The organism is Bradyrhizobium sp. UFLA05-112 (assembly GCF_053572325.1).
In genome coordinates this window covers 1-26,255 of record NZ_JBANBK010000044.1, presented here as the reverse complement: position 1 = coordinate 26,255, position 26,255 = coordinate 1, and the positions used below count along the sequence as shown (strand labels likewise).

The following is a 26,255-nucleotide window of genomic DNA, read 5'->3' as shown; positions in this document are numbered from 1 at the left end:
TCCTTTTTAGCGTTTCAGTTCTTCTTGAGTTTGCCAATCAACTGTTGGCTGACGATCGCGACCTGCCTTGCGCCATGTGGCACGAGGTAGATGACGAGGAACAGCAGCACGCCGAACACTGCGCCCGAGAGTCCCTTGGAGATGCCCTCCGCTATGTTCGGCACGAAAATGATGAAAGCCGCGCCGACGAACGAGCCGGGCAGCCAGCCGACACCGCCGACGACCATGCCGAGGAACAGCGAGATCGCGAGCGTGATGTTGTAGCTGTCAGGCGCGACGAACTGCACCGCGATTGCGCTGAGGCCGCCGGCGACGCCGGTGATGCCGGCGGAGACACCGAAGGCCAGCGTCTTGTATAGCGCGACATTGACGCCCATCGACGAGGCTGCGATCTCGTTGTCGCGGATTGCCATGAAGGCGCGCCCCGAGCGGGAGCGCAACAGGTTCACCGAGAAGATGTAGATCGCGAGCGTGACCACGAGCGTGAAGTAGTACAGCCACATGTCCTGGCCCATCGGCAGGCCGAACGGGGCGTCCGGCTTGGTGACGACGAGGCCCTGGACGCCGCCGGTCCAGTGCTCGAGGAAGTTCAGCTTCAGGAGCTGCGGCATGGCGGTCGCGAGCGCGAAGGTCGCAAGCGCGAGATAGACGCCGGAGAGTCGCAGCGCCGGCTGGCCGAACAGGAAGCCGAAGCCGAAGCAGACCACGCCGGCGACCGGCAGCGTCAGCGCATAGTTGACGTTGAACTGCTCCATCAGCACCGCCGTGACGTAGGCCCCGACGGCATAGAACGCGCTCTGGCCGAGCGAAAACTGACCCGAGCCACCCGTCAGGATGTTCAGCGCCAGCACCGCGAGCCCGTAGATCAGGAGCATCGTCAACTGGAAGATGATGAAGTTCTTGGCGAACAGCGGAACGATCAGGAGCGCTGCCAGCACCACCAGCGAGGTGGTCGTGCTCAGCGTCATGGCCCGCTTCGGAACGGCCTCGACCGCCTCGTGGCCTTCGCCAACGACTTCTTCTGCTGCGCTCATGATCAAACTCGCTTGACGATGTGCCGGCCGAACAGGCCAGCGGGTTTGACGACCAGGACGGAAATGATCAGTGCAAGCGCGATCGGGAGCTTCAGCTCATTGCCGACGCCGGGGATATAGGTGCCCGCGAGGTTCTCGAAGATTCCGACCAGGAAGCCGCCGACCACCGCGCCGAACGGGCTCGACAGGCCGCCGAGCACGGCCGCGGCAAAGCCGTAGATCAGGACGCCGCCCATCATGTTGGGCTCGAGGAACACCACCGGTGCGATCAGCATGCCGGCGATCGCGCCGATCGCCGATGCCATGCCCCAGCCGAGCGCGATCATCCAGCTCGTATTGATACCGACGAGCCGCGCCGATTCAGGCAGCGAGGCCGCCGCCCGCATGGCGAGGCCGATCCGCGTGTACTGGAAGAAGAAGAACAGAGCGATCAGCAGCAGCAGGGTCACGCCGATCATGCCGGCCTGGTGGGTCGAGATGAGCTGGCTGCCGAGGAACGGCGAGGAGCCGAATGGGGTCGGGTATTGCTTGATGGTGAAGTCCCAGATCAGGCCGGCCGAGGAGTTGATGATGGCAAACAGTGCGATGAAACCGGCGACGTTGGTCAGGATCGGCGCTTTCGCCAGCGGCTTGAACAGGATGCGCTCGATCGCGATGCCGCCGACAAAGGCGAACGCCAGCGTGATCACGAAGGCGGCCCAATAGGGCACGCCCCATTGCATCAGCTGCCAGGAGATGAAGGTCGCAAACATCGCCATCTCGCCTTGCGCGAAGTTGAGATGGTCGATCGCCTGGTAGATCATGACCACCGCGAGCGCCATGCAGGCATAGATCGCGCCGGTCGCAATCCCGGCCAGGACCTGGTTGGTGAACAGCTCCATCGTCCCGGCTCCCTCAGTAACCCAGATAGGATTTGCGGATGTCTTCGTTGTTCGCGATGTCCTTGGCATGGCCCGACATCACGATACGGCCGGTCTCGATCACATAGGCCTGGTCGGCGAGCTCGAGCGCGAGCTGGGCGTTCTGCTCGACCACCAGGATCGTGACCTTGTCCTCGCGGTTGATCTTGCCGAGGATCTTGAAGAGGTCGCGCACGACGAGCGGCGCAAGTCCAAAGGACGGCTCGTCCAGCAGCATCAGGCGGGGCCGCAGCATCAGCGCACGGGCAACCGCGAGCATCTGCTGTTCGCCGCCCGAGAGCGTGCCAGCCTGCTGGGTATGCCGCTGCTTCAGGACCGGGAAATGCGCATACATGCGCTCGATGTCGGAGACGATGCCGGCATTGTCCTTGCGGGTGATGGCCCCGAGCTGAAGATTTTCCTCCACCGTCATGTTGGTGAAGGTGCCGCGGCCCTGCGGCACATGCGCGATGCCGAAGCGCACGATGTTCTCGGTCGAGCGGCTGCCGAGCGGCTTGCCGTCGAACTCGATCGCGCCGGTGGAGCGCACCATGTTGCAGATCGCGCGGAGCGTGGTGGTCTTGCCGGCGCCGTTGGCCCCTAGGAGCGTGGTCAGCGAGCCCTCGTTGAGCGAAAAGGACAGGCCGTGAAGGGCCTGCACCTGGCCGTAATAGGCGCGCAGGTCCTTGACGTTGAGCAGCATCGTCATTGGTCCTTGCTCCCGAGATAGGCCTTGATGACGTCGGGATCCGCCTGCACCTGGGCGGGCGTGCCTTCCGCGAGCTTCTTGCCGAAATTCAGCGCCACGACGTGGTCGGCGATCGACATCACGAGGCCCATGTGGTGCTCGACCAGCAGCACGGTCATGTGACGGTCGTCGCGGATGCGGCGGATGAGGTCGCCGAGCACATAGACCTCTTCATGGTTGAGACCGCCGGCCGGCTCGTCGAGCAGCAGGATTTTGGGATCCGCCGCCAGCGCCCGCGCCAGCTCGACGCGCTTCTGCGTGCCGAAGGGCAGGCCGGAGACGGTGGTGTGGGCGACGTCCTCGAGGTCGAGATAAGCGAGGATCTCGTGCACCTTCTTGTTGACGCTCGACTCGCTGCGGCGAACCCAGGCGAGGCGAAGCGAGTCGCTGACGATGTCGCTGGAGGTGCGCGCATGCGTGCCTACGCGCACATTGTCCATCACCGACAGGTTGGGGAACAGTGCCACGTTCTGGAAGGTACGGCCGATGCCGATCTCGGCGATCCGGTGCGGCGGGCGCGTCAGGATGCTCGCGCCTTCCATCAGGATGTCGCCGGACGAGGGCTGGTAGAGCCGGGAAAGGCAATTGAACAGCGTGGTCTTGCCGGCACCGTTGGGGCCGATCAATCCGAGGATCTGGCCCTTGTGCATGTCAAAGGACACGCCGTTGAGCGCGACGATGCCGCCGAACACGACGCTGACGTCGCGAACCGCGAGCAGAGGAGAATTCCCCTGCGCGAGCTGTGCCTGCGTCATCTCGTCTCGCCCACACCGTTGAGTGGGCCGAAGGGCGACACGAAGCGCCCTCTGCAACGACGATGGCTATCTGATCCCCTCGGCCACACGTGCAACTTTTCCTCCTGATTTCAGCTTCTTGCCGGCTTCTTTTTTGAATTGCGGCGTCATTCCCCCGAGCGCCGCTTCGATGTTCCTTACCATCGCCAAGAGACGTGGTCCAATGTCGGTGATCAGGCGCTCTTCCGTGAAGCGGAATGCGGGAGCGCCGCAGTTGAAAGCGTAGGGCCCGGTTCCGTCGTTCAGCCTGAGCGCAACGCCAGCGGCGCCGATGTCGTCGTGCCAGTCGCCGACCGAAATCGCGAAGCCGTATTTCGCGACGGTCTCGCCGGACCGCTCTAACCCGTCGCGCAATTTCGGCCAGCGGCTGCCGTAATGTTCGCGCAGATCGCGCAGGAGGGAAGCGCGTTCCTCTTCGTCCAGCGCCCAGAAATAGGCGCGCCCCATCGCACTGGTTGCAATCGGCACGCGGGAGCCGACGTCAAGTTGAACGCCAACCGTCTCGCTGCCCCGGCTCTGCCCGAAATAGATCATGCTCTGGCGATCGCGCCCGCCGACAGCGACTGCGCCGCCCGTGGCGCGCATCACTTCCTCGCGAAACGGCTCGGACAGATGTCGAATGCCGAGATTGGCCAGCGCCGCATAACCGAGCGCCAGAGCGGCGGGCGCGAGCTGGTACTTTTCGAAGCGGGGAACCGGTGTAAGATAACCGAGCTTCGTCAACGTATAGGTCAGCCGCGACACGGTTGGCTTGGGCAAGTTCGTGCGGGCCGCGATCTCCTGATTGCCAAGAAGCCCGTCGTTGGGTTGGAACGCGCGCAATACATCGAGCCCGCGGGAAAGCGCGACGACGAAGTTCCGATCGGTCGCTGGTTTCTTTCCTGTACGCTTCATCCCTGATCTGCTTCTTGCGCGGAGTCGTTGACAAGCCACGTGCTTCAAAATAACCCTGCCGTCAAGATGCGGAATTAAATTCCGCACTGCGAAATTGAAACAAAAGTAAATCCTTAACCGGAGGGTATGCCGTGAGCGAAGTGGTCAAGCTTGAGCGTCATGACGAGATCGGGGTCGTCACGGTCAACAGCCCTCCGGTGAACGCGCTCAGTGCGGCCGTGCGCGGCGGGATCCTGGAATGCGTCAAGCAGGCTGTCGCCGATCCCGCCATCAAAGGCATCGTGCTGACTTGCGCGGGCCGCACCTTCATCGCCGGCGCAGACATCACCGAGTTCGGCAAGCCGCCGAAGCCGCCCGCGCTCAATGACGTCCTCGCCGAGATCGAGAATTCGCCCAAGCCCGTCGTCGCCGCGATCCATGGCACCGCGCTTGGCGGCGGCCTCGAGGTTGCGCTGGCCTGTCACTTCCGTGTCGCGACCAAGGAGGCCAAGCTCGGCCTGCCCGAGGTGAAGCTTGGCCTGCTGCCTGGCGCTGGCGGTACCCAGCGCCTGCCGCGCGCGGTCGGCCCGGAGCTTGCGGTCAAGATGATCGTGGCCGGTGATCCGATCGGCGCGGCGGAGGCGCTGAAGAACGGGCTGATCGAGGAGATCGTCGAAGGTCCGGCGGCCGGCGGTGAAGCCTTCACCCGCAAGCTGCTCGCCGAGAAGCGTCCGCTCCGCAAGTTGCGTGATGACGACAGCAAGATTGCGGCCGCCAAGGCCGACCGCTCGATCTTCACCAATGCGGTTGCCGCCATGACCAAGAAGTCGCGCGGCCTGGAAGCGCCGTTCGCCGCAGCCGATGCCGTCGGCTACGCCATCGATCTGCCGTTCGATGAGGGCCTGAAGAAGGAGCGCGAAACCTTCCTGAAGCTCGTCACCAGCGACCAGTCCAAGGCGCAGCGCTACGCCTTCTTCGCCGAGCGTGAGGCCAACAAGATCGCGGGCGTGCCCGAGGGCACGAAGTCGCGTCCCGTGGAGCGGGTCGCCATCCTCGGTGCCGGCACGATGGGCGGCGGCATCGCGATGTCCTTTGCCAATGCCGGCATCCCCGTCACCCTGATCGAGACCGGCGAGGAGCAGCTCAAGCGCGGCATGGGCATCATGCAGAAGAACTGGGAAGCGACCGCGGCCCGCGGCGGCATCCCGGCGGACGCGCCCGCCAAGCGCATGGCGCTGATCAATGGCGTCGTCGGCATCGAGAATGTCGGCAATGCCGACCTCGTCATCGAAGCCGTGTTCGAGACCATGGCGGTGAAGAAAGAGGTGTTCGGCAAGCTCGATCAATACGTCAAGCCGGGCGCCGTGCTCGCCTCAAACACCTCGTATCTCAACATCGACGAGATTGCCAAGTCGACCAAGCGTCCGCAGGACGTGCTCGGCATGCACTTCTTCTCGCCGGCCAACGTCATGAAGCTGTGCGAGATCGTGCGCGCCGACAAGACCGCGCCGGATGCGCTGGTGACCGCCGTCACCATCGCGCGCAAGATCGCGAAGGTGCCGGCCGTGGTCGGGGTCTGCGACGGGTTTGTCGGCAACCGCATGCTGGCGCAGCGCGGCAAGCAAGCGGAGAAGCTGCTGTTCGAAGGCGCGCTGCCGCAGCAGGTCGATGCCGTCGTGACGAAGTTCGGCATGCCTATGGGTCCGTTCGCGATGGGCGATCTCGCCGGTCTCGATATCGGCTGGCGCTCGCGGAAGGATCGCGGCATCAAGTCGGAAATCGCCGACGCGCTGTGCGAAGCTGGCCGCTTCGGCCAGAAGACCGGCAAGGGCTACTACAGGTATGAAGCCGGCTCCCGCGCGCCGCTGCCCGATCCAGAGGTCGAGAAGCTGATCGACGAGACGCTGCTGCGCTTGGGGCGCAAGAAGCGCGTCGTCAGCGACGAGGAGATCCTCGAGCGCATGATGTACCCGATGATCAACGAAGGCGCGAAGATCCTCGAAGAAGGCATCGCCGCGCGTCCGTCGGATATCGATGTGGTCTGGCTCTATGGCTATGGCTGGCCGATCTATCGCGGCGGCCCGATGTACTGGGCCGACACGGTTGGCCTCAAGCACATCGCCGACCGCCTGTCGGTCTATGCCAAGGAGACCAACGACCCGAGCCTCGAGCCCGCGCCGTTGCTGAAGAGGCTGGCGGCCGAAGGCAAGACCTTCGCCTCGCTCGCAGCAGAGTCGAAAGCGGCGTGATGGGGTTTGCCACGAGTCGTCTGTCGTTCCGGCGGCGCTCTCTCCGTTCTCTCCCCCCTTGCGGGGGAGGGGCAGGGAGGAGGATAGCCCCGGGAGAGTTCAGCACTTGTGGCTACCCCCTTCCCCAACCCTTCCCCGCAAGGGGGAAGGGAGCCCAGCCTGCGTGCTCACCTCACGGTAATTCGATTCAATGACCCATCCCGGCGAACAGTTTTATCCCGAAGGCGTGCATTGGGACGACGCGATTTCCCAGGGTACGTTGCCTGATCTCCTCTCAAAAGCGGCCGCCGACTTCGGCGCGCGCGCCGCGCTCGAATTCCGCGATCGCCCGATCAGCTACAGCGAGCTCGAAGCGATGGCGGAAACGGCCGCCGCTGCCTTCCTGCGCGCCGGATGCGGCAAGGGCTCTTCCGTTGCGCTGTTCCTCGGCAACACGCCCGACCATCCCGTCAATTTCTTCGGCGCGCTGAAGGCAGGCAGCCGCGTCGCGCACCTGTCGCCGCTCGACGGCGAGATCGCCCTGACGCACAAGGTCTCCGACTCCGGTTCGCGCGTGCTGGTGACTTCCAACCTCGCGGCGCTGCTGCCGACGGCACTGAAATTCCTGGAGAAGGGCCTGATCGACCGCTTGGTCGTCTGTGAGGATGATCATTGGGGCAAGGTCGGCACGCCGCAAGCCGCGATCCCCGCCGATCCCAGGATCGTTACCTTCAAGACCTTCATCGAGGGCGCGACCAGGCCGGCGCAATGGCCTGCCGTCACGGCCGACGATGTCGCGTTGCTGCAATATACCGGTGGCACCACCGGCCTGCCGAAAGGCGCGATGCTCACGCACGGCAATCTCACCTCGGCCGTGTCGATCTACGACGTCTGGGGCAAACCGGCCCGCGCCGCGCGCGGCAATGTCATCGAGCGCGTGATCTGTGTGCTGCCGCTGTTCCATATCTACGCGCTCACCGTCGTTCTGTTGTCCTCGCTTCGCCGCGGCAATCTGATCTCGCTGCACCAGCGGTTCGACGTCGAGGCTGTCATGCGCGACATCGAGGTCAAGCGCGCGACCTACTTTCCGGGTGTGCCGACGATGTGGATCGCGATCGCGGCGCTCCCTGATCTGGACAAACGCGATTTCTCCTCGCTCAACGCCATCGGCTCCGGCGGTGCGCCGCTGCCCGTGGAGGTCGCGAACTTCTTCGAGCGCAAGGTCGGCAAGAAGCTCAAGAGCGGCTGGGGCATGACCGAGACCTGCTCGCCCGGCACCGGCCATCCGCCCGCCGGCCCGGAAAAGCCGGGCTCGATCGGGTTGATGCTGCCCGGCATCGAACTCGACGTGGTCTCGCTCGACGATCCCACGAACGTGCTGCCGCCGGGTGAAGTCGGCGAGATCCGCATCAAGGGCCCGAACGTCACCAAGGGTTACTGGAACAAGCCGAAGGAGAGCGCGGAGTCCTTTGCCGACGGCCGCTTCCTCACCGGCGACATCGGTTATCGGGATACGGACGGCTATTTCTTCCTGGTCGACCGCAAGAAGGACATGATCATCTCCGGCGGCTTCAACGTCTATCCGCAGATGATCGAGCAGGCGATCTATACGCACCCGGGCGTGCACGAGGTCATCGTCATCGGCATTTCCGATCAGTATCGCGGCGAGGCGGCAAAGGCTTTCATCAAGCTCAAGCCGGACGCAAAGCCGTTCTCCATCGACGATCTTCGCAGCTTCCTCACTGGCAAGGTCGGCAAGCATGAATTGCCGGCGGCGGTCGAGTTCGTCGACGAGCTGCCGCGCACGCCGGTCGGCAAGCTGTCGCGCCACGAATTGCGCCAGCAGCAGAAACCATCTCAATCCACCCAACAAAGCACTACAGGAGTCCGCTCGTGACCGACGCCGTCATCGTTTCCACCGCCCGCACGCCAATCGGCAAGGCCTATCGCGGCGCGCTCAACAACACCGAGGGCGCGACGCTGCTCGGCCACGCCATCGGCGAGGCGGTCGCGCGCGCGAAGGTCGATCCGAAGGAGATCGAGGACGTCGTGATGGGCGCTGCCCTCCAGCAGGGCTCGACCGGCGGCAACATCGCGCGCAAGGCGCTGCTGCGTGCCGGCCTTCCCGTCACCGTCGCCGGCACCACGATCGATCGGCAGTGCGCCTCCGGTCTCCAGGCGATCGCGCTTGCCGCGCGCTCGGTGATTTTTGATGGCGTCGAGATCGCGGTCGGCGGCGGCGGCGAGTCGATCTCGCTGGTGCAGAACGACAAGATGAACGCCTTTCACGCCCAGGATCCGGCGCTGCTCAAGATCAAGGGCGAGGTCTATATGCCGATGATCGACACGGCTGAGGTCGTGGCGAAGCGCTATGGCATCTCGCGCGAACGCCAAGACGAATATTCGCTCGAGAGCCAGCGCCGCACTGCGGCTGCGCAGCAGGGGGGCAAGTTCAAGGACGAGCTCGCGCCGATCACGACCAAGATGGCCGTGACCGACAAGGCGACCGGTGAGGTCTCCTTCAAGGATGTCACGCTGTCGCAGGACGAAGGTCCGCGCCCCGAAACCACCGCCGAAGGCCTCGCCGGCCTGAAGCCGGTGCGCGGCGAAGGCTTTACCGTCACCGCCGGCAATGCCAGCCAGCTCTCCGACGGTGCCAGTGCGTCGGTGATCATGAGCGACAAGGAAGCGGCCAAGCGCGGCCTGAAGCCGCTCGGCATCTTCCGCGGCTTCGTCTCGGCCGGCTGCGAGCCGGACGAGATGAGCATCGGCCCGGTCTTCGCCGTGCCGCGGCTGCTCAAGCGTCACGGACTCACCGTCGACGACATCGGTCTCTGGGAATTGAACGAGGCGTTCGCCGTGCAGGTGCTCTATTGCCGAGACAAGCTCGGCATCGATCCCGACAAGATCAACGTCGATGGCGGCGCGATCTCGGTCGGCCATCCCTACGGCATGTCGGGCGCGCGGCTGACCGGCCACGCCTTGATCGAAGGCCGCCGCCGCAAGGCCAAATACGCGGTCGTCACCATGTGCGTCGGCGGCGGCATGGGCGCGGCCGGGTTGTTTGAGGTGTTGCAGTAGTTCACCGTCGTGCCTGGACATTCGCGACAAGCGAATGAACCCGGAACCTCGCTTCACAACTTCTGGATTCCGGGCTCGCTTCGCGCGCCCCGGAATGACGAATAGAGAATAAGGCTCACAGGAGGATCCGATGGATCTCGCATTCACGAAGGAAGAGCAGGCGTTTCGCGAGGAAGTGCGGCAGTTCTTCCGCGACAACGTGCCGCCGGATACGCGGCGCAAGCTGGTCGAGGGCCGCCACCTCTCGAAGGACGAGATGGTGACGTGGTGGCGCATCCTCAACAAGAAGGGTTGGGGCGTCAGCCACTGGCCGAAGCAATATGGTGGCACTGGCTGGACCAGCGTGCAGCACTACATCTTCAACGAGGAGCTGCAGTCCTATCCGGCGCCGCAGCCGCTCGCCTTCGGCGTCAGCATGGTGGGCCCGGTCATCTATACCTTTGGCAATGAGGAGCAGAAGAAGCAGTATCTGCCGCGCATTGCCAATGTCGACGACTGGTGGTGCCAGGGCTTCTCCGAGCCCGGCTCCGGTTCGGACCTCGCTTCGCTGAAGACCAAGGCCGAGCGCAAGGGCGACAAGTGGATCGTCAACGGCCAGAAGACCTGGACCACGCTCGCCCAGCACGCCGACATGATCTTCTGCCTATGCCGCACCGATCCGTCGGCCAAGAAGCAGATGGGCATTTCGTTCATCGTCTTCAGCATGAAGTCGAAGGGCGTGACCGTGCGCCCGATCCAGACGATCGACGGCGGCGTCGAGGTCAACGAAGTCTTCTTCGACGACGTCGAGGTACCCTACGAGAACCTGATCGGCGAGGAGAACAAGGGCTGGGACTACGCAAAATTCCTGCTCGGCAACGAGCGTACCGGGATTGCGCGCGTGGGCGTCTCCAAGGAGCGCATCCGTCGCATCAAGGAGCTGGCCTCCAAGGTCGAGTCCGGCGGCAAGCCGATCATCCAGGATGCTGCCTTCCGCGAGAAGCTCGCGGCCTGCGAGATCGAGCTGAAGGCGCTGGAGCTCACGCAGCTTCGTGTCGTCGCCGATGAGGGCAAGCACGGCAAGGGCAAGCCCAATCCGGCGTCCTCGGTGCTGAAGATCAAGGGCTCCGAGATCCAGCAGACCACGACCGAGCTGCTCATGGAGGTCATCGGCCCGTTCGCCGCGCCCTACGACATCCATGGCGACGACGGTTCGAACGAAGCCATGGACTGGACCGCCCAGATCGCGCCGAGCTACTTCAACAATCGCAAGGTCTCGATCTACGGCGGCTCCAACGAGATCCAGCGCAACATCATCGCCAAGGCGGTGCTGGGGCTTTGAGGGACTGAGGGACGCACAAGCGGTGTCGTCCCCCGCGAAAGCGGGGGACCCAGTACGCCGTGCCGCTCGTGATTACGGCAGGCGGTTGCGTTTACTGGATCCCCGCCTTCGCGGGGATGACGTCTAAGGGTAAGGCGACGGCAGGCGGACAGAACCCTGCGTCGATTTTTGGAGAGACAGATGGATTTTGATTTGACCGAGGAGCAGCGGCTTCTCAAGGACAGTGTCGACGGCCTCTTGACCGACTCCTACGATTTCGAGAGTCGCAAGAAATACATGGCCGAGAAGGGCGGCTGGAGCAAAGCCATCTGGGGCAAGCTCGCCGAGCAGGGCCTCTTGGGCCTGCCGTTCGCGGAGGCCGATGGCGGCTTCGGTGGCGGAGGCGTCGAGACCATGATCGTGATGGAAGCGCTCGGCAAGGCGCTCGTGCTCGAGCCGTATCTCGCAACCGTCGTGATCGGCGGCGGCTTCCTGCGCCATGGCGGCTCGGACGCGCAGAAGGCCGCGCACCTGCCCGGCATCATCGAGGGCAGCCAGACGCTCGCGTTTGCGCAGCTCGAGAAGAACTCGCGCTACGATCTCTTCGATGTCGGGACCACGGCGAAGAAGAAGGGCAGCGGCTGGGTCATCGACGGCGAAAAATTCGTCGTGCTGAACGGCGAGAACGCCGACACGCTTGTCGTCACCGCCCGCACCAACGGCGACCGCCGCGACAAAAGCGGCATCGGCGTGTTCCTCGTGCCGGCGAACGCCAAGGGTGTTGCCAAGAAGTCATACCCGACGCAGGACGGTCTGCACGCTGCCGACATCACCCTCACCGGTGTCGAGGTCGGCGCCGATGCTGCGATCGGTGACCCCGAGGATTCCCTTGCGCTGATCGAGCGCGTCGTCGATGAAGCCCGCATCGCGCTCTGCGCCGAAGCGGTCGGCCTGATGGATGAGTCGCTCAAGACCACCGTCGAGTACATCAAGACGCGAAAGCAGTTCGGTGTGGCGATCGGCTCGTTCCAGAGCCTCCAGCACCGCGCCTCCGACATGTTCGTGGCCGCCGAACAGGCGCGCTCGATGTCGATGTTCGCGGCCATGGCTGGTGATTTCGAGGACGCCAAGGAGCGCTCCAACGCGATCGCGGCGGCCAAGGTGCAGATCGGCAAGTCGCTGAAGTTCGTCGGCCAGCAGTCGATCCAGCTCCACGGCGGCATCGGCATGACCATGGAGGCGAAGATCGGCCACTACTTCAAGCGCCTGACCATGATCGAGAACACGTTCGGCGACACCGAATATCACCAGCGCCGCGTGGCGGATGCTGGCGGGCTGATCTAGTCACACGATGACTGTCATGCCCCGGCTTGACCGGGGCATCCAGTACCCCGCAGCGGCAGTTCATTCACGCAACTTCTGCCGCCGAGTACTGGATCGCCCGGTCAAGCCGGGCGATGACGACTGAGTGAGAGGAAACAGCGGAGCTGCTGCCCCATACAGGGGAGGGTAGGGGAGAGCTACCTTGACCTTCCCCGTCCAATCCCCTTTCTTGGGCGCGACACAAGAACCTCCCTTAATCGGGGAAAGCCCAAGGTAGCCTCCATGTCTTTCGTCCTCGCCATCGATCAGGGCACCACCTCCTCGCGCGCCATCGTGTTTCGCAGCGACATTTCCATCGCGGCGAAGGCGCAAGCCGAGTTTCCGCAGCATTTCCCGGCCTCGGGCTGGGTCGAGCATGAGCCGGAGGACATCTGGACCTCGACCGTGATGGTCTGTCGCGACGCGCTCCAGAGCGCCGGCGTCACCGCCAAGGACGTTGCCGCCATCGGCATCACCAACCAGCGCGAGACCACCGTGGTGTGGGATCGCGCCACCGGCCAGGCCGTGCACCGCGCCATCGTCTGGCAGGACCGCCGCACCGCCGATATCTGCTCGAAGCTCAAGGCCGAAGGCCACGAGCCGCGGATCTCAGAGAAGACCGGCCTGATTATCGATCCCTATTTCTCCGGCACCAAGGTCGCCTGGATTCTCGACAACGTCCCCGGCGCCCGTGCGCGGGCCGCGCGCGGCGAACTGATGTTCGGCACGGTCGATTGCTACCTGCTCTGGCGGCTGACCGGCGGCAAGGTGCATGCGACGGATGCTACCAACGCCTCGCGCACGCTGCTGTTCAACATCCATACCGGCGAATGGGACGACGAGCTCTTGGAGCTGATCGGCGTGCCGCGCTCGATGCTCCCTGAGGTGAAAGACTCCTCCTTCCGCTTCGGCGAGACCACCCCGGACCTGTTCGGCGGCGCTATACCGATCTGCGGCATCGCCGGCGACCAGCAGGCCGCGACCATCGGCCAGGCCTGCTTCCGTCCGGGCATGATGAAGTCGACCTACGGCACCGGCTGCTTCGCCCTGCTCAACACCGGCACCACGCCGGTGGCCTCGAAGAACAAGCTCCTCACCACCATCGCCTATCAGCTCGACGGAAAACGCACCTACGCCCTCGAAGGCTCGATCTTCGTTGCCGGCAGCGCGGTGCAATGGCTGCGCGACGGCCTCGGCATCATCAAGCACGCGGCCGAAACCGGCCCGCTCGCGGACCAGTCCGATTCCATGCAAAGCGTCTATCTCGTGCCGGCCTTCGTCGGCATGGGCGCACCGTACTGGAATCCGCGCGTGCGCGGCGCGCTGTTCGGCCTGACCCGCAACACCGGCCCGGCTGAGCTCGCCCATGCCGCGCTGGAGAGCGTCTGTTACCAGACCTTCGATCTCTGGGCTGCGATGCGCGCGGACTGGCCGAGCTCGGAGACGGCGAGCGTGGTCTTGCGCGTCGACGGTGGCATGACGGCGTCGGACTGGACCATGCAGCGTCTCGCCGATCTCTTGGATGCACCGGTCGACCGCCCCGTGATCCAGGAGACCACGGCACTGGGCGCGGCCTATCTCGCCGGCCTCAATGCCGGCGTCTATCCCGAGCCGACGCAATTCGCCGACAACTGGCGCCTCGAGCACCGCTTCAAGCCGAGCATGAGCCAGGCGACGCGCGAGCGGAAGCTCGCCGGCTGGGCCCGCGCGGTGAAGGGCGTGCTCGCGAGCGACGAGGGAGAGTGAGCGGCGAATGATCCTCCCCGACGGCTATTCGGACGTGCCGAGCGGGAAGATCGCCACGGTCGTCACCCATCTGGAGATGACCGCGCGGCCCATGCACCGGGATGATCCTTCCCGTACGTGGACCCTGCGCAAAGTCGACGCTCCAGCGCTCTACTGGTACCGCGATCTCTACCGCCGCGTCGGCGAAGAATGGCTGTGGTTCTCGCGGGGACGCATGAACGAGGCGGAGCTTGCCGCGGTCATCCACGCGCCGGGAATAGAAATCCATGCGCTGGTCGTGGACGGTCGCGACGAAGGTCTGCTGGAGCTGGATTTCCGCGAGGCCGGCCAGTGCGAGCTGGTCTATTTCGGCGTCACTGCAGGATTGATCGGAACTGGCGCTGCGCGTTTCCTGATGAACCGCGCGATGGAGCTCGCGTGGTCTCGCGACTTGCGCCGCGTCTGGGTGCACACTTGCACCTTCGATCATCCCTCAGCGCTCGCCTTCTACCAGCGCTCAGGCTTCCGCGCCTTCCGTTATCAGATCGAGATCGCCGACGACCCGCGCCTCGACGGCACGGTGCCGCGCACGGCTGCAAGGCATGTGCCGATCATCGAGTGATGGTTTGGACCTGTAGCCCGGATGGAGCGCAGCGTAATCCGGGGTGACGTTTCCCCGCACTCGGTTTCGCTGCATGCAGGCTACGCGTTCAAGACACCTCCCGTTTCGCATGAGAACGAAAGCTCGATCCCCATCATGCAAACTCCCAACTAGCTGTCGAAGTTCACCGCCGCGGTGTTGGCGCCGCAGATCAGCACCGCGACCCGTTCGCCAGGTGAGGGACGATAGCGGCCGGAGAGTAGCGCGGCGAACGCGGCCGCGCCGCCGGGCTCGGCCACCACGCGCAAGCTTGACCAAAGGTACGCCTGCGCCTGCCGGATCGCGTCATCGCTGACCAGAACGACCCGCTCGACATAGGCCTGCGCGATCGGAAACATCAATTGCCCGACGCGGCGCGGCGCAAGGCTGTCGGCGGCAATGCCGCCGGCCGGCGCATCGACCGGTCCTCTCGCCGCGAACGCGGCATGCAAGGTCGGTGATTGCTCCGGCTCGATCGCGACGACACGTGTCTTGCCGGCGTACCATGCCGCAATGCCGCCGATCAGCCCTCCGCCGCCGACGGCGACCAGAAGCGTATCGATGTCGGGAGCGTCCGCTTCGAGCTCCAGTCCGACGCTGCCCTGGCCGAGCAGCGTCTCGGCCTGATCGTAGGCGTGAACCGCCATCGCGCCCGTGCGCTCGACATGCGCTTCGCTCGCCGCAAGCGCATCTGCATAACGGCTGCCCGCGATCACGAGCTGCGCGCCATAGCCCCTGATCCGCTCCACCTTCGCAGGCGACGTGATCTCCGGCACGAAGATCTTAGCTGGCACGCCAAGCCGTTGCGCAGCATAGGCCACCGCGGCGCCGTGATTGCCGCCGGACGCCGCAACGACGCCGGCTTTCGGCACCTGCCGCAGCAACAGGTTCGCAAAGGCACCCCGCGCCTTGAACGATCCGGAATGCTGCAACATCTCAAGCTTGAAGGTGACGGGCTGATCGGGCTGGCCAAAATCAGCCAGATTGGCCTTCAGGAGCGGTGTGCGCCGGACATGCGGGCGGATCACGGCCTCGGTCGCCGCAATCCGCTCGCGTGTAATGCCTGTTGCTGCTGTCATGATGGCTACCTTGATAGCGCGTCGCGGGGTTGACATCAATTAGGTAATTAGCAAAATGACTAAATGAAAATCGCGATCGTGTTGCGGGCGCTGGCCAATGAGCGGCGCCTGCAGATCCTGGAATGGCTCCGCGAGCCACGAAAACATTTTCGAGAGCAGGTTGACGGAGACCTGGTCGAGGATGGCGTCTGCGGTCTCCTGATCGCGGAGAAACTCGGCGTGAGTGCGCCGACCGTGAGCGAGCACATGCGGGTGCTGGCGGCTGCGAAGCTCGTGCGCGCCAAGCGCGTCAAGCAGTGGACGATGTACCGTCGCAACGAGGCGGCGATCGTAGCGGTGAAACGTGCTATCGAGGAAAACGTGTAGAGGTGCAAGCCATGTTCCTGATCGGCCAGTATGATTCTCCCTTCGTCCGCCGTGTCGCGATTGCGCTGAAGCTTTATGGCATCGCCTTCGAGCACAAGCCGTGGTCGACCTTCGGCGATGCCGACAAGATTGCGCCGTACAATCCGCTGCGCCGCGTGCCGACGCTGGTGCTCGACGATGGCGAGGGACTGATCGAGAGCACGATCATCCTCGACTATCTCGACGAACTCGTCGGGCCGGAGAAAGCGATGCTGCCGCGCAGCGGCGTCGAGCGCCGACGGCATTTGCGCATCTGCGCGTTGGCGGGCGGTCTCGGCGACAAGGCGGTCAGCCTGCTCTACGAGCGCGTGCTGCGGAAAGAACAGCTCGCGCTGTGGGTTGAACGTTGCCAGGCACAGATCGCAGACGTGTTGAAGGTGCTGGAAGCCGAGCGCGCCAAGGTGACGACGCCGTACTGGCTGGGTGACCGCATCGGCCACGCCGACGTCGTGGTCGCCTGCGTCGTCCGCTTCACCCGCGAAGCGCACCCGCCGCTGTTCGATCTCGCGCGCTATCCGGCGCTGTCAGCGCATGCCGACCGCTGCGAGGCGCTGGCGCCGTTCAAGGAGATCGTCCAGCCGCTCGCGCCGCCCAAGGGGTGAGCGAGCGCAGGTTCGTAGGGTGGGTTAGCGAAGCGTAACCCACCACTTCTCTCAATGCGCGGAAAACAAAGAGGCGGGTTACGCCGAGCGGACTGCGCTTCGCGCAGCCGCAGGGCTAACCTAACCCAGCCTATGCGCCTGGCGAATCCCTCCCGCGCCCCCTCACCGGCCATAGAGACCGGTCAGGGTAGCCTTTCCGAGCGTGTGGAAGTGCAGATCGAAACCGACCAGTGCCGCGGATGCTGAATGGTCCTTGGCATTCGGAAGCTTATCGACGTCAACGGCGAATACCGTGATCTGATAGCGGTGCGGCTTGTCGCCAGGCGGCGGACATGGTCCGCCATAGCCATCGCTGCCGAAGTCGGTGCGGCTCTGGATCGCCCCCCTGGGTATCAGCTTCTTCTTTGGATCGCCGGCCCCCTTGGGAAGCGCAGTGACGGATGGCGGAAGATTGAAGACGACCCAATGCCACCAGCCGCTGCCGGTTGGCGCATCAGGATCATGTATCATCACGGCGAAGCTCTTGGTACCCGCCGGAGCACCGCTCCAGCTCAAGGCCGGTGAGGCGTTGTTGCCGGTACAGCCAAAGCCTTTGAATACGTGTTCGCCGGCAATCGTGGCGCCTTCGCTGATGTCCGGGCTGCTCAGCGTGAGGCCCTGCGCACCAGCTCCGCCCGCAAGAAGCAGGAGCACACAGACTGCTGCGAATGAGAATGCAAACCTTGTCATCGGAAGCACCTCTTCAACAATGAGCTCAGAGACCGGAAAGTAGCGCCCGAGGAACTTGGTTTCAATCAGTCCTGCGCCATTGCTCTCGAGGCTGCGGCGCAAATAGGCCATCCGGGCAGCTCGCGATGGTTACATATTGCCGGTGATTTGCCCGACGCGTCAAGTAATTTCGGGAAATGCGTAGTCGGTCGGCCCCGCAATTTTCTACTGTGCATGGGGTTGTTTTTCACATTTTGAGTTGAGGGGTGACGGGCGTCCAATCTCCAGCGTCGTCCTGGCGAACGCCCATGGACTTTCGCCACGACGACAGTGAAGATGTGGTGCGACTACCCCGCCCCCGCGCGCTTCTTCTGCCAGATGAGATGCACCGCGCACGTGCAGCCCGGCGGATGCGAGGCGAGGTCCTTTGAGGTCTCGTCGTTCGCCGGCGTTGCCGCGAACGCGGCATCGGCAGCCTTGCGACCCTCAGCGGGTGCAGCCGGCTGCGCCGGGATGTAGTTCAGGATCGGCGCCAGCCAGCGCTCGACTTCGGCAACGCTCATCTCCTTGCGAGCCGCATAGTCCTCGACCTGGTCGCGCTCGATCTTGCCGACGCCGAAATAGAAGCTTTCGGGATGGCTGAAATAGAGCCCGGACACGCTACTGCCCGGCCACATCGCAAAGCTCTCGGTCAGCTTCACGCCGGCGGTGTTCTCCGCGTCGAGCAGGGCGAACAGCGTCTTCTTCTCGGTGTGATCGGGCTGCGCGGGGTAGCCGGGCGCGGGACGGATGCCCTGGTACTTTTCGAGGATCAGCTCCTCGTTGGAGAGCTTCTCATCCGGCGCATAGGCCCAGAACTCGCGGCGGACGCGGGCGTGCATGCGCTCGGCGAAGGCTTCGGCGAGGCGGTCGGCCAGCGCCTTGCAGAGGATCGAGGAGTAGTCGTCATTGGCCTTCTTGAAGCGGTCGGCGACCGCATCCTCGCCAATGCCGGCGGTGACCACGAAGCCGCCGATATAGTCCGGCACGCCCGTACCCGTGGACGCAATGAAGTCGGACAGCGCTGCGTTGAATCGACCCTCGCGCTTCTCGAGCTGCTGACGCAGCGTGTGCAGTGTCGCGATTGTCTTGGTCCGGCTCTCGTCGGCGTAGAGCACGACGTCGTCGCCTTGCGCGTTCGCGGGCCAGAAGCCGATCGTGGCGCGCGCCCGGAACCATTTTTCCTTGACGATGAGGTCGAGCATCTTGCGCGCGTCGTCATAGAGCGAGCGCGCGACCTCGCCGACCTTGGGATCGTCGAGGATCGCGGGGAAGCGGCCGGCGAGCTCCCAGGTCTGGAAGAACGGCGTCCAGTCGATGCAGTCGACGAGTTCGGCGAGATCGTAGTCGTCGAACGTCTTCGTGCCGAGGAAGGTCGGCTTCACCGGCTTTGTCGCGGCAAAGTCAACCGGCACGCGGTTGGCGCGGGCATCACTCAGCTTCAGCCGCTTCTTGTCGGCCTGCGCGCGCAGATGCGCTTCCGAGATCTTTGCGTATTCGGCGCGCACCTCCGCGGCATAGGCATGGCGCTTCTCGGGCGACAGCAGCGAGGAGGCGACGCCGACGGCGCGGCTCGCGTCGTTGACATGCACGACGGGGCCTGCCTTGTAGTTCGGGTCGATCTTGACGGCCGTGTGCACACGGCTCGTGGTCGCGCCGCCGATCAGGAGCGGCAGCTTCAAGCCCTCGCGCTGCAATTCGCCGGCGAAGAATGCCATCTCGTCGAGCGAGGGCGTGATCAGGCCGGACAGGCCGACGAGGTCGGCCTTCTCCGCCTTCACGGTCTCGACGATCTTGGCGGCCGGCACCATCACGCCGAGGTCGATGACCTCGAAATTGTTGCACTGGAGCACGATGCCGACGATGTTCTTGCCGATGTCGTGGACGTCGCCCTTCACGGTCGCGAGCACGATCTTGCCGGCGGATGAGTTGGCAGCGCCACCGATGCCGCTCGCGAGGTTGCGTGCCTTCTCCTCTTCCATGAACGGCATCAGCCAGGCGACCGCCTGCTTCATCACGCGCGCGGATTTCACGACCTGCGGCAGGAACATCTTGCCGTCACCGAAGAGATCGCCGACCACGTTCATGCCGGCCATCAGCGGGCCTTCGATGACGTCGAGCGGGCGCGAGGATGCCTTGCGGGCTTCTTCGGTATCCTGCTCGATGAACTCGGTGATGCCATGCACCAGTGCGTGCGAGAGCCGCTTTTCGACCGGCCATTCGCGCCAGGCGAGATCGGCTTCCTTGCTCTCGGTCTTCTTGCCGCGGAATTTTTCGGCAAGCGCGAGCAGCCGCTCGGAGGCGCTCGCGTCGCGGTTGAGGACCACGTCCTCGCAAGTTTGCCGCAGCTCGGGATCGATGTCGTCATAGACGATCATCTGCCCGGCATTGACGATACCCATGTCCATGCCGGCCTTGATGGCATGATACAGGAACACCGAGTGCATGGCCTCGCGCACCGGCTCGTTGCCGCGGAACGAGAAAGACAGGTTGGAGACGCCGCCCGAGATGTGCGCGCCGGGCAGATTCTGGCGGATCCAGCGCGTCGCCTCGATGAAGTCGACGCCGTAATTGTTGTGCTCCTCAATGCCCGTCGCGATCGCAAAGATGTTGGGATCGAAGATGATGTCTTCCGGCGGGAAGCCGACGCGGTTCACCAGGATATCGTAGGCGCGCTTGCAGATCTCTGTCTTGCGCGCGAACGTATCGGCCTGGCCGACTTCGTCGAAAGCCATCACCACGACGGCAGCGCCGTGGCGCCGCGCGATTTTGGCTTCAAAGATGAACTTCTCCTCGCCTTCCTTCATCGAGATCGAGTTGACGACGGGTTTGCCCTGCACGCATTTCAGGCCGGCCTCGATCACGGAGAATTTCGAGGAGTCCACCATCACGGGGACGCGGGCGATGTCGGGTTCGGCGGCGACGAGGTTGAGGAAGGTCCGCATCGCGGCTTCCGAGTCCAGAAGGCCCTCATCCATGTTGACGTCGATGATTTGCGCGCCGTTCTCGACCTGGTCGCGCGCGACCTGGAGCGCAGCCGTGAAGTCGCCGGCCGTGATCAATTTACGGAAGCGGGCCGAGCCCGTGACGTTGGTGCGCTCGCCGACGTTGACGAAGGGGATCGCATCGGTGAGCACGAACGGCTCGAGGCCGGAGAGCCTCAAGCGAGGCTCGATCGCGGGCACGACGCGCGGCTTGTGCGGCGCCACCGCAGCGGCAATCGCCGCGATGTGCTCGGGCGTGGTGCCACAGCAGCCACCGACGATGTTGACCAAACCATCACGCGCGAACTCGCCGACCAGACGGGCCATGTACTCTGGCGTCTCATCATACTGGCCGAATTCGTTGGGCAACCCGGCATTGGGATAGGCGCAGACCAGCGCGTCGGCGACGCGGCCAATGTCCGCGATATGCGCGCGCAGATCTTCCGCGCCGAGCGCGCAGTTGAAGCCGATGGTGATGGGCTTTGCGTGCCGCACCGAATTCCAGAACGCCTCCGGCATCTGTCCGGACAGCAGACGGCCGGACTTGTCGGTTATGGTGCCTGAGACCATCACGGGCACGTCGATGCCGCGTTCTTCAGTGATCTCGGCGATCGCATAGAGCGCTGCTTTGGCGTTCAGCGTGTCGAAGATGGTCTCGACCAGCAAGAGGTCGACGCCGCCGTCGAGCAGGCCCCGGATCTGCTCGCCATAGGACTCGCGCAGGTCGTCGAAAGTGACGGCGCGGTAGCCGGGATTTGCGACATCAGGCGAGATCGAGGCGGTGCGGTTGGTGGGGCCGATGGCACCGGCGACGAAGCGCGGCTTGCCGTCCTCGGCCTCAACGCGTTTGGCGGCGTTGCCTGCGAGGCGGGCGCCTTCGCGCGCCATGTCATAGACGATGTCGGCGAGGTCGTAGTCGGCCTGCGCGATCGAGGTCGTCGAGAAGGTGTTGGTCGCGACGATGTCGGCGCCAGCACGCAGGTACGCGGCGTGGATATCCTCGATCGCCTGCGGCTGGGTCAGGATCAAGAGGTCGTTGTTGCCGCGCAGGTCGCGGTGAAAATTCTTGAAGCGCTCGCCGCAGAAGGCGGCCTCGTCGAACTGCAGGCCCTGGATCATCGTACCCATGGCGCCGTCGAGCACCAGGATGCGCTCGCGCGCGGCGGCGAGCAGGGCGGTTCGCTTGGGAGACACGGTCACGGTCATCGGTTACGCCGCCTTCTGCGCGCTCTTGGCGCGAATGCCGAGCAAATGGCTGATCGCGAATACGAGATCGGCGCGGTTCATGGTGTAGAAATGGAAGGTGTCGACGCCGTGCTTGGCGAGCTTGTGTACCTGGCCGGCGGCTACCGTCGCTGCGACGAGCTTGCGCGTCTCCGGATCGTTGTCGAGCCCATCGAACTTCTCCGCGAGCCAGTTCGGAACGCTGGTGCCGGCGCGGGTGACGAAATTGCGGGCTTGCTTGAAATTGTGCATGGGCATGATGCCAGGCACGATGGGGATATTGATGCCGCGCGTGCGGACGCGGTCGAGATAGCGGAAGTAGAGGTCGTTATCGAAGAACACCTGGGTGATCGCGCGCGTCGCGCCGGCGTCGACCTTGGCCTTCAGCGTGTCGATGTCGGCGTCGAAGTCGCGCGCCTCGGGGTGCTTCTCCGGATAGGCCGATACCGAAACCTCGATGTCGGCGTGCCGCTTCTTGATGCCGGCGACGAGCTCGGCTGAACTCTGGTAGCCGTCGGGATGGGTGGAGTAGGGCGTGCCGATGCCGCCGGGCGGATCACCGCGCAGGCCCACGATGTGGCGGACGCCGACCTCGTGGTAGCGGTCGACGATCTCGTCGATCTCACCGCGCGAAGCGCCGACGCAGGTGAGATGCGCGGCCGGCAGCAGCGAAGTCTCCTTCAGGATGCGGGCGATGGTGGCGTGGGTGCGCTCACGGGTCGAGCCGCCGGCGCCATAGGTCACCGAAACGAATTTCGGGTCGAGCGGGGCGAGGCGGTTGATGGTCTCCCACAGGTTCTTCTCCATCTCCTCGGTCTTGGGTGGAAAGAACTCGAAGGAGATCGCCGGACGCTTGGCGAGGTGCCCGTCTTGCCCATTATCTTGCCCGTTATATTGGGCGGGCGTCGCCGGCTCGGTCATGGCACCATTCGCTCCAGATTCTCTTCGCAACTGCGTCATTTAGCTTCGGAAGCGCTAAGATAGGCCAAACGGGGTATTCTCGACAGCCCATCGTCGATGGGAAGTGGCCCACTATGGCCAAGGAGATCGGTATTTTTGTGCCACACATGATGCCGGTGGGAAATCGATGAAATCTAGAAGTGTAAGTTATTTCAGGATATTATGTAGCATTTGAGTTTACTGAGCTGCGGTCAATCGGGTGGGCAGAATGAAAACTAGATGATCAAGGCTTGCGGAATCCCAACGGACTTCAGCAAATGCCAGGTCTCTCGAGGCCAACACAGGCCAGCTCTGCTTCATCCGGCCATTGCCGCTCCGGGGTGGCGCACTACGTTGAACCGGCCATGATCCAGCTCTCCGTTCTCGACCTCTCCGTCGTCACGTCAGGCACAAGGCCCGCCGCGGCGTTGCGCAACAGCATCGACCTGGCGCGCCATGTCGATCAACTCGGCTATGTCCGCTATTGGCTCGCCGAGCACCACAACCTCGCCTCCGTCGCGAGTCCGGCGCCTGACGTCATGATCGGGCAGATCGCGGCCGTGACGAAGCACATCCGTGTCGGCTCCGGCGGCGTGATGCTGCCCAATCACGCCCCTTTAGTGGTGGCCGAGCGCTTCAAGATGCTGGAGGCGCTTTTTCCCGGCCGTATCGATCTCGGTCTCGGCCGCGCGCCCGGCACCGACGGAGCCACGGCGTACGCGCTCAGGAGCCGTCTCGATCGCCGCGAGGGCGACGATTTCCTCGAGCGGCTGCACGAACTGATCCTGTGGGAGACGCGCGAATTCCCGTCGGGCCATCCCTACAACAACGTAGTCGCGATGCCCGACGATACGCCCTTGCCGCCGATCTGGCTGCTCGGCTCCAGCGACTATTCGTCGGAATTGGCAGCCCAGGTCGGCATGGGTTTCGCGTTCGCGCATCATTTTGCGAGCCATGATGCGATCGACGCGATGGTGCATTATCGCAACCGTTTCCAGCCGTCCGCCTGGCGCGCGACGCCGCACGCAATTCTCGCAGTGGCGGTCGTCACAGCGGATACCGATGAGGAAGCCGAAAAGCTCGCCTCGTCCTTCGACCTCAATCGGCTGCGCCGCGACCGCGGCCAATATCTGCCGCTACCGAGCGTGGAAGAGGCGCTCGCCTACCCCTACACGGACGCTGAGCGCGCCTCGATCGCCCGCAACCGTTCGCGCCTGTTCGCCGGTAGCCCAGCGACCGTGCAGCAGAAGCTGAAGCCGCTGCTCGACGCGAGCAAGCCGGACGAATTGATGGTGATCACGGCGGTCTATGACCATGAGGCGCGGAAGAAGTCGTATTCGCTGCTGGCCGATGCATTCGGGCTGGTGAAGAAAGAGGCGGCGTAGAAGCTATCGTGCCCCTGGATCCCGGCTCGCGCGTCCGGGACACGGGAAGCTAATCCAGCTTCTCGCTGAACGTCGCGCGGAACGGATGGCCCGGATACACGCCGACGATGCGGAATTCCCGGGAGAAGAATTTCAGCTCCTCGAGCGCGAAGGCGAGCCCCTTGTCGTTGGGATGGCCGTCGACATCGGCGTAAAACTGCGTCGCGAAAAAATTGCCGTCGACCATGTAGCTTTCGAGCTTGGTCATGTTGACGCCGTTGGTGGCAAAGCCGCCCAGCGCCTTGTAGAGCGCAGCGGGCAGGTTGCGCACCCGGAATACAAAAGAGGTGACCAGCGGGCCCGAATCCTGCTCGGCCCATTTCGCCTCGCGGGCGAGCACGACGAAGCGCGTGGTGTTATGGGCCTCGTCCTCGATGTCCTCGGCCAGAATGTCGAGGCCGTAGATCTTTGCGGCAAGCCGCGAGGCAATTGCGGCGACGCTCTTGTCCTTGCGTTCGGAAATATCGCGCGCGCTACCGGCGGTGTCGGCGGCCACGATCGGTTTGACGCCGAGCTTGCGGATGATGCGCCGGCACTGGCCGAGCGCATGCACATGGCTCTCCACGCTCTTGATGTCTTCGAGCCTGGTGCCCTTCACCGCCATCAATTGATGCCGGATCGGCAGGAACCACTCGCCGATGATGAAGAGGCCTGAGGCCGGCAGCAGATGGTGGATATCGGCGACGCGTCCCGCGACCGAATTCTCGATCGGGATCATGCCGAGATCGGCCTCGCCGGACGAGATCGCTGACAGCGCGTCCTCGAAGGTCGCGCACGGCATCGGCTCGGCGTCGGGATAGGCCTCGTCGATGGCGATGTGGGAATTGGCCCCAGGCTCGCCCTGGAATGCGATTTTCATCTTGCTCATGTCGGGCCTTGTAACAGCGGCTCAGGATTTGGAAAGGATGCTGCGGGCGGTCTCTAAGTCTGCCGCGGTGTCGACGCCGCGGGGCACGGTGTCGACGATGGTGAAGTCGATACGCATGCCAGCCTCCAGCGCCCGGAGCTGCTCCAGCTTCTCCTGCAATTCCAGCGGCGAGGGCGGCAGCGATACGAACCGCTCCAGCGCGGCGCGGCGGTAGGCGTAGAGGCCGATATGGTGGTAACGCGGTCCGTCTCCGGTAGGGGCGGTGGCGCGGGTAAAGTACAGCGCGCGCATCCGCTTACCCCCGAGCGAGGTTCCCACAGCTTTCACAACGCTGGGGGCGAGGTCCTCCTCCTCGGTATGGATTTGCGAGGCCAGCGTCGCGATGTCGACGGAAGGGTCGGCGAGCGGGGGCAGCACGTCGCGGATGTTGGCAGTCGAGATCGTCGGGAAATCGCCCTGGAGATTGACCACGATCTCGGCCTTGCCGTCCGGATCGAGCTTCTGCATGGCCTCGTGGATGCGGTCCGACCCCGACGGATGCTCGGGGCGGGTCATTACGGCGACGCCGCCATGCGCGGTGACGACATCCGCGATCTCCTGCGTGTCGGTAGCGACTGCAACCCGGCCGATCGCGGCGGCTTCCGCCCGGCGCATCACATGCACGATCATCGGCAGCCCGGCGATGTCCTTGAGCGGCTTGCCGGGCAGGCGGGTGGCCGCCATGCGAGCCGGGATCAGCACTAGAATGCGGGGATCGGTCATCGGATCAAGGGCCTGGAAACGGTCGTTTTCCGCACCGGGAAATCGGGTGGGGATGGGAGGAAAGCGGGGCCGTTTATACGGGTTGCCAGACCACGGGCAAACCGATATCTCAATGGCAAAACTCGGGGGAACGATAAGGAACATTTGATTCTCCCGAGGCACGTCCTGGCGGCCGCTTGGGGCCGCTTTATCCTTCTTGCGGTGTGGGGCCTGGCCGGAAATGGACTCTTTCGAACTCAACAAGATCCTCGGTGCCATCCTCGGCACCTGCCTCATTCTCCTGGTGACAAGCTTCACCGCCCAGGCCTTGTTCGCTGCGAAACCGCCGGAGAAGCCCGGCTTCGAGATCGCCGTGAAGGAAGAGGCTGGCCATGGCGCCGAGGGCGGCGCGGCGGCGGCGTCGTCGGAGCCGATCGAAAAACTGCTCCAGACCGCCTCCGTGGAAAAGGGCGCTTCTGCCGCCAAGAAGTGCGGCGCCTGCCACACCTTCGAGAAGGGCGGCCCGAATCGCGTTGGTCCGAACCTCTACGGCGTCGT

Annotated in this window: 22 protein-coding genes; 11 read left to right on the top strand and 11 right to left on the bottom strand. The window is 64.2% G+C overall.

What is annotated here, in order from left to right; all coding sequences use genetic code 11:
• Positions 1-14: 14 nt before the first annotated feature.
• The 5 genes from SO180_RS24160 to SO180_RS24140 form a co-directional block, all read right to left on the bottom strand.
• The gene (locus tag SO180_RS24160) at positions 15-1,034 is read right to left on the bottom strand and encodes a branched-chain amino acid ABC transporter permease (RefSeq protein ID WP_449381336.1); all 1,020 of its coding nucleotides are present in this window, start codon (positions 1,032-1,034) and stop codon (positions 15-17) included.
• Positions 1,035-1,036: 2 nt separating this feature from the next.
• A complete protein-coding gene (locus tag SO180_RS24155; RefSeq protein ID WP_449381335.1) occupies positions 1,037-1,915 on the bottom strand; it encodes a branched-chain amino acid ABC transporter permease in 879 nt (292 codons plus the stop codon).
• 13 nt (positions 1,916-1,928) lie between these two features.
• Entirely contained in the window at positions 1,929-2,642 is a 714-nt protein-coding gene (locus SO180_RS24150) for an ABC transporter ATP-binding protein (RefSeq protein ID WP_449381334.1), read from the bottom strand.
• Positions 2,639-3,436: an ABC transporter ATP-binding protein gene (locus tag SO180_RS24145; RefSeq protein ID WP_449381333.1), complete on the bottom strand. Its 798-nt coding sequence runs from the start codon at positions 3,434-3,436 to the stop codon at positions 2,639-2,641. The genes SO180_RS24150 and SO180_RS24145 overlap by 4 nt, the downstream gene beginning before the upstream one ends.
• A gap of 66 nt (positions 3,437-3,502) precedes the next feature.
• Positions 3,503-4,369, bottom strand: a complete 867-nt coding sequence (locus SO180_RS24140) for an IclR family transcriptional regulator (protein ID WP_449381377.1) — start codon at positions 4,367-4,369, stop codon at positions 3,503-3,505.
• Positions 4,370-4,500: 131 nt separating this feature from the next.
• Here SO180_RS24140 and SO180_RS24135 point away from each other — a divergent pair, with 131 nt between their 5' ends.
• From SO180_RS24135 to SO180_RS24105, 7 genes are all read left to right on the top strand, one after another.
• The gene (locus tag SO180_RS24135; protein WP_449381332.1) at positions 4,501-6,597 is read left to right on the top strand and encodes a 3-hydroxyacyl-CoA dehydrogenase NAD-binding domain-containing protein; all 2,097 of its coding nucleotides are present in this window, start codon (positions 4,501-4,503) and stop codon (positions 6,595-6,597) included.
• Positions 6,598-6,787: 190 nt separating this feature from the next.
• Complete coding sequence (pimA, locus tag SO180_RS24130; RefSeq protein WP_449381331.1) at positions 6,788-8,473, top strand: dicarboxylate--CoA ligase PimA; 1,686 nt, start codon at positions 6,788-6,790, stop codon at positions 8,471-8,473.
• The gene (locus SO180_RS24125) at positions 8,470-9,657 is read left to right on the top strand and encodes an acetyl-CoA C-acyltransferase (RefSeq protein WP_449381330.1); all 1,188 of its coding nucleotides are present in this window, start codon (positions 8,470-8,472) and stop codon (positions 9,655-9,657) included. Before pimA ends, SO180_RS24125 begins: the two co-directional genes overlap by 4 nt.
• Positions 9,658-9,787: 130 nt before the next feature.
• Entirely contained in the window at positions 9,788-10,978 is a 1,191-nt protein-coding gene (pimC, locus tag SO180_RS24120; RefSeq protein ID WP_449381329.1) for a pimeloyl-CoA dehydrogenase large subunit, read from the top strand.
• Between the two features lie 180 nt (positions 10,979-11,158).
• Complete coding sequence (pimD, locus tag SO180_RS24115) at positions 11,159-12,301, top strand: pimeloyl-CoA dehydrogenase small subunit (RefSeq protein WP_449381328.1); 1,143 nt, start codon at positions 11,159-11,161, stop codon at positions 12,299-12,301.
• A 261-nt stretch (positions 12,302-12,562) separates the two neighbouring features.
• Positions 12,563-14,065, top strand: a complete 1,503-nt coding sequence (gene glpK / locus SO180_RS24110) for a glycerol kinase GlpK (RefSeq protein WP_449381327.1) — start codon at positions 12,563-12,565, stop codon at positions 14,063-14,065.
• A gap of 7 nt (positions 14,066-14,072) precedes the next feature.
• Entirely contained in the window at positions 14,073-14,666 is a 594-nt protein-coding gene (locus tag SO180_RS24105; protein WP_449381326.1) for a GNAT family N-acetyltransferase, read from the top strand.
• 149 nt (positions 14,667-14,815) lie between these two features.
• Here SO180_RS24105 and SO180_RS24100 read toward each other — a convergent pair whose 3' ends face one another.
• A complete protein-coding gene (locus SO180_RS24100) occupies positions 14,816-15,763 on the bottom strand; it encodes a threonine/serine dehydratase (RefSeq protein ID WP_449381325.1) in 948 nt (315 codons plus the stop codon).
• Between the two features lie 63 nt (positions 15,764-15,826).
• Here SO180_RS24100 and SO180_RS24095 point away from each other — a divergent pair, with 63 nt between their 5' ends.
• Both SO180_RS24095 and SO180_RS24090 read left to right on the top strand, forming a co-directional pair.
• A complete protein-coding gene (locus SO180_RS24095; RefSeq protein WP_449381324.1) occupies positions 15,827-16,129 on the top strand; it encodes an ArsR/SmtB family transcription factor in 303 nt (100 codons plus the stop codon).
• A gap of 11 nt (positions 16,130-16,140) precedes the next feature.
• On the top strand, positions 16,141-16,770 hold the full coding sequence (locus SO180_RS24090) for a glutathione S-transferase family protein (protein WP_449381376.1): 630 nt from the start codon (positions 16,141-16,143) through the stop codon (positions 16,768-16,770).
• A gap of 162 nt (positions 16,771-16,932) precedes the next feature.
• Here the strand turns inward: SO180_RS24090 and SO180_RS24085 are convergent, their stop codons facing one another.
• The 3 genes from SO180_RS24085 to metF all read right to left on the bottom strand — a co-directional run bounded on the left by SO180_RS24085 (position 16,933) and on the right by metF (position 22,646).
• Positions 16,933-17,499, bottom strand: a complete 567-nt coding sequence (locus SO180_RS24085; RefSeq protein ID WP_449381323.1) for a YbhB/YbcL family Raf kinase inhibitor-like protein — start codon at positions 17,497-17,499, stop codon at positions 16,933-16,935.
• Positions 17,500-17,825: 326 nt separating this feature from the next.
• Complete coding sequence (gene metH, locus SO180_RS24080) at positions 17,826-21,707, bottom strand: methionine synthase (RefSeq protein WP_449381322.1); 3,882 nt, start codon at positions 21,705-21,707, stop codon at positions 17,826-17,828.
• Between the two features lie 3 nt (positions 21,708-21,710).
• A complete protein-coding gene (gene metF, locus SO180_RS24075) occupies positions 21,711-22,646 on the bottom strand; it encodes a methylenetetrahydrofolate reductase [NAD(P)H] (RefSeq protein WP_449381321.1) in 936 nt (311 codons plus the stop codon).
• A gap of 383 nt (positions 22,647-23,029) precedes the next feature.
• Here metF and SO180_RS24070 point away from each other — a divergent pair, with 383 nt between their 5' ends.
• A complete protein-coding gene (locus tag SO180_RS24070) occupies positions 23,030-24,049 on the top strand; it encodes an LLM class flavin-dependent oxidoreductase (RefSeq protein WP_449381320.1) in 1,020 nt (339 codons plus the stop codon).
• 49 nt (positions 24,050-24,098) lie between these two features.
• Here SO180_RS24070 and SO180_RS24065 read toward each other — a convergent pair whose 3' ends face one another.
• Together SO180_RS24065 and SO180_RS24060 are read right to left on the bottom strand one after the other, a co-directional pair.
• The gene (locus SO180_RS24065; RefSeq protein WP_449381319.1) at positions 24,099-24,956 is read right to left on the bottom strand and encodes a prephenate dehydratase; all 858 of its coding nucleotides are present in this window, start codon (positions 24,954-24,956) and stop codon (positions 24,099-24,101) included.
• A gap of 21 nt (positions 24,957-24,977) precedes the next feature.
• Positions 24,978-25,718, bottom strand: a complete 741-nt coding sequence (locus SO180_RS24060; protein WP_449381375.1) for a 3-deoxy-manno-octulosonate cytidylyltransferase — start codon at positions 25,716-25,718, stop codon at positions 24,978-24,980.
• A 220-nt stretch (positions 25,719-25,938) separates the two neighbouring features.
• On the opposite strand from SO180_RS24060, the gene SO180_RS24055 reads away from it, so the two are divergent.
• Positions 25,939-26,255, top strand: a 317-nt coding sequence (locus SO180_RS24055) for a c-type cytochrome (RefSeq protein ID WP_449381318.1), incomplete at its 3' end; no start/stop codon positions are given.

Coding starts and splice junctions, on each gene's coding strand:
- SO180_RS24160 (WP_449381336.1), bottom strand. CDS start 1,034: ATGAGCGCAGCAGAAGAAGTCGTTGGCGAAGGCCACGAGGCGGTCGAG.
- SO180_RS24155 (WP_449381335.1), bottom strand. CDS start 1,915: ATGGAGCTGTTCACCAACCAGGTCCTGGCCGGGATTGCGACCGGCGCG.
- SO180_RS24150 (WP_449381334.1), bottom strand. CDS start 2,642: ATGACGATGCTGCTCAACGTCAAGGACCTGCGCGCCTATTACGGCCAG.
- SO180_RS24145 (WP_449381333.1), bottom strand. CDS start 3,436: ATGACGCAGGCACAGCTCGCGCAGGGGAATTCTCCTCTGCTCGCGGTT.
- SO180_RS24140 (WP_449381377.1), bottom strand. CDS start 4,369: ATGAAGCGTACAGGAAAGAAACCAGCGACCGATCGGAACTTCGTCGTC.
- pimA (WP_449381331.1), top strand. CDS start 6,788: ATGACCCATCCCGGCGAACAGTTTTATCCCGAAGGCGTGCATTGGGAC.
- pimC (WP_449381329.1), top strand. CDS start 9,788: ATGGATCTCGCATTCACGAAGGAAGAGCAGGCGTTTCGCGAGGAAGTG.
- pimD (WP_449381328.1), top strand. CDS start 11,159: ATGGATTTTGATTTGACCGAGGAGCAGCGGCTTCTCAAGGACAGTGTC.
- glpK (WP_449381327.1), top strand. CDS start 12,563: ATGTCTTTCGTCCTCGCCATCGATCAGGGCACCACCTCCTCGCGCGCC.
- SO180_RS24105 (WP_449381326.1), top strand. CDS start 14,073: ATGATCCTCCCCGACGGCTATTCGGACGTGCCGAGCGGGAAGATCGCC.
- SO180_RS24100 (WP_449381325.1), bottom strand. CDS start 15,763: ATGACAGCAGCAACAGGCATTACACGCGAGCGGATTGCGGCGACCGAG.
- SO180_RS24095 (WP_449381324.1), top strand. CDS start 15,827: ATGAAAATCGCGATCGTGTTGCGGGCGCTGGCCAATGAGCGGCGCCTG.
- SO180_RS24090 (WP_449381376.1), top strand. CDS start 16,141: ATGTTCCTGATCGGCCAGTATGATTCTCCCTTCGTCCGCCGTGTCGCG.
- SO180_RS24085 (WP_449381323.1), bottom strand. CDS start 17,499: ATGACAAGGTTTGCATTCTCATTCGCAGCAGTCTGTGTGCTCCTGCTT.
- metH (WP_449381322.1), bottom strand. CDS start 21,707: ATGACCGTGACCGTGTCTCCCAAGCGAACCGCCCTGCTCGCCGCCGCG.
- metF (WP_449381321.1), bottom strand. CDS start 22,646: ATGACCGAGCCGGCGACGCCCGCCCAATATAACGGGCAAGATAATGGG.
- SO180_RS24070 (WP_449381320.1), top strand. CDS start 23,030: ATGATCCAGCTCTCCGTTCTCGACCTCTCCGTCGTCACGTCAGGCACA.
- SO180_RS24065 (WP_449381319.1), bottom strand. CDS start 24,956: ATGAGCAAGATGAAAATCGCATTCCAGGGCGAGCCTGGGGCCAATTCC.
- SO180_RS24060 (WP_449381375.1), bottom strand. CDS start 25,718: ATGACCGATCCCCGCATTCTAGTGCTGATCCCGGCTCGCATGGCGGCC.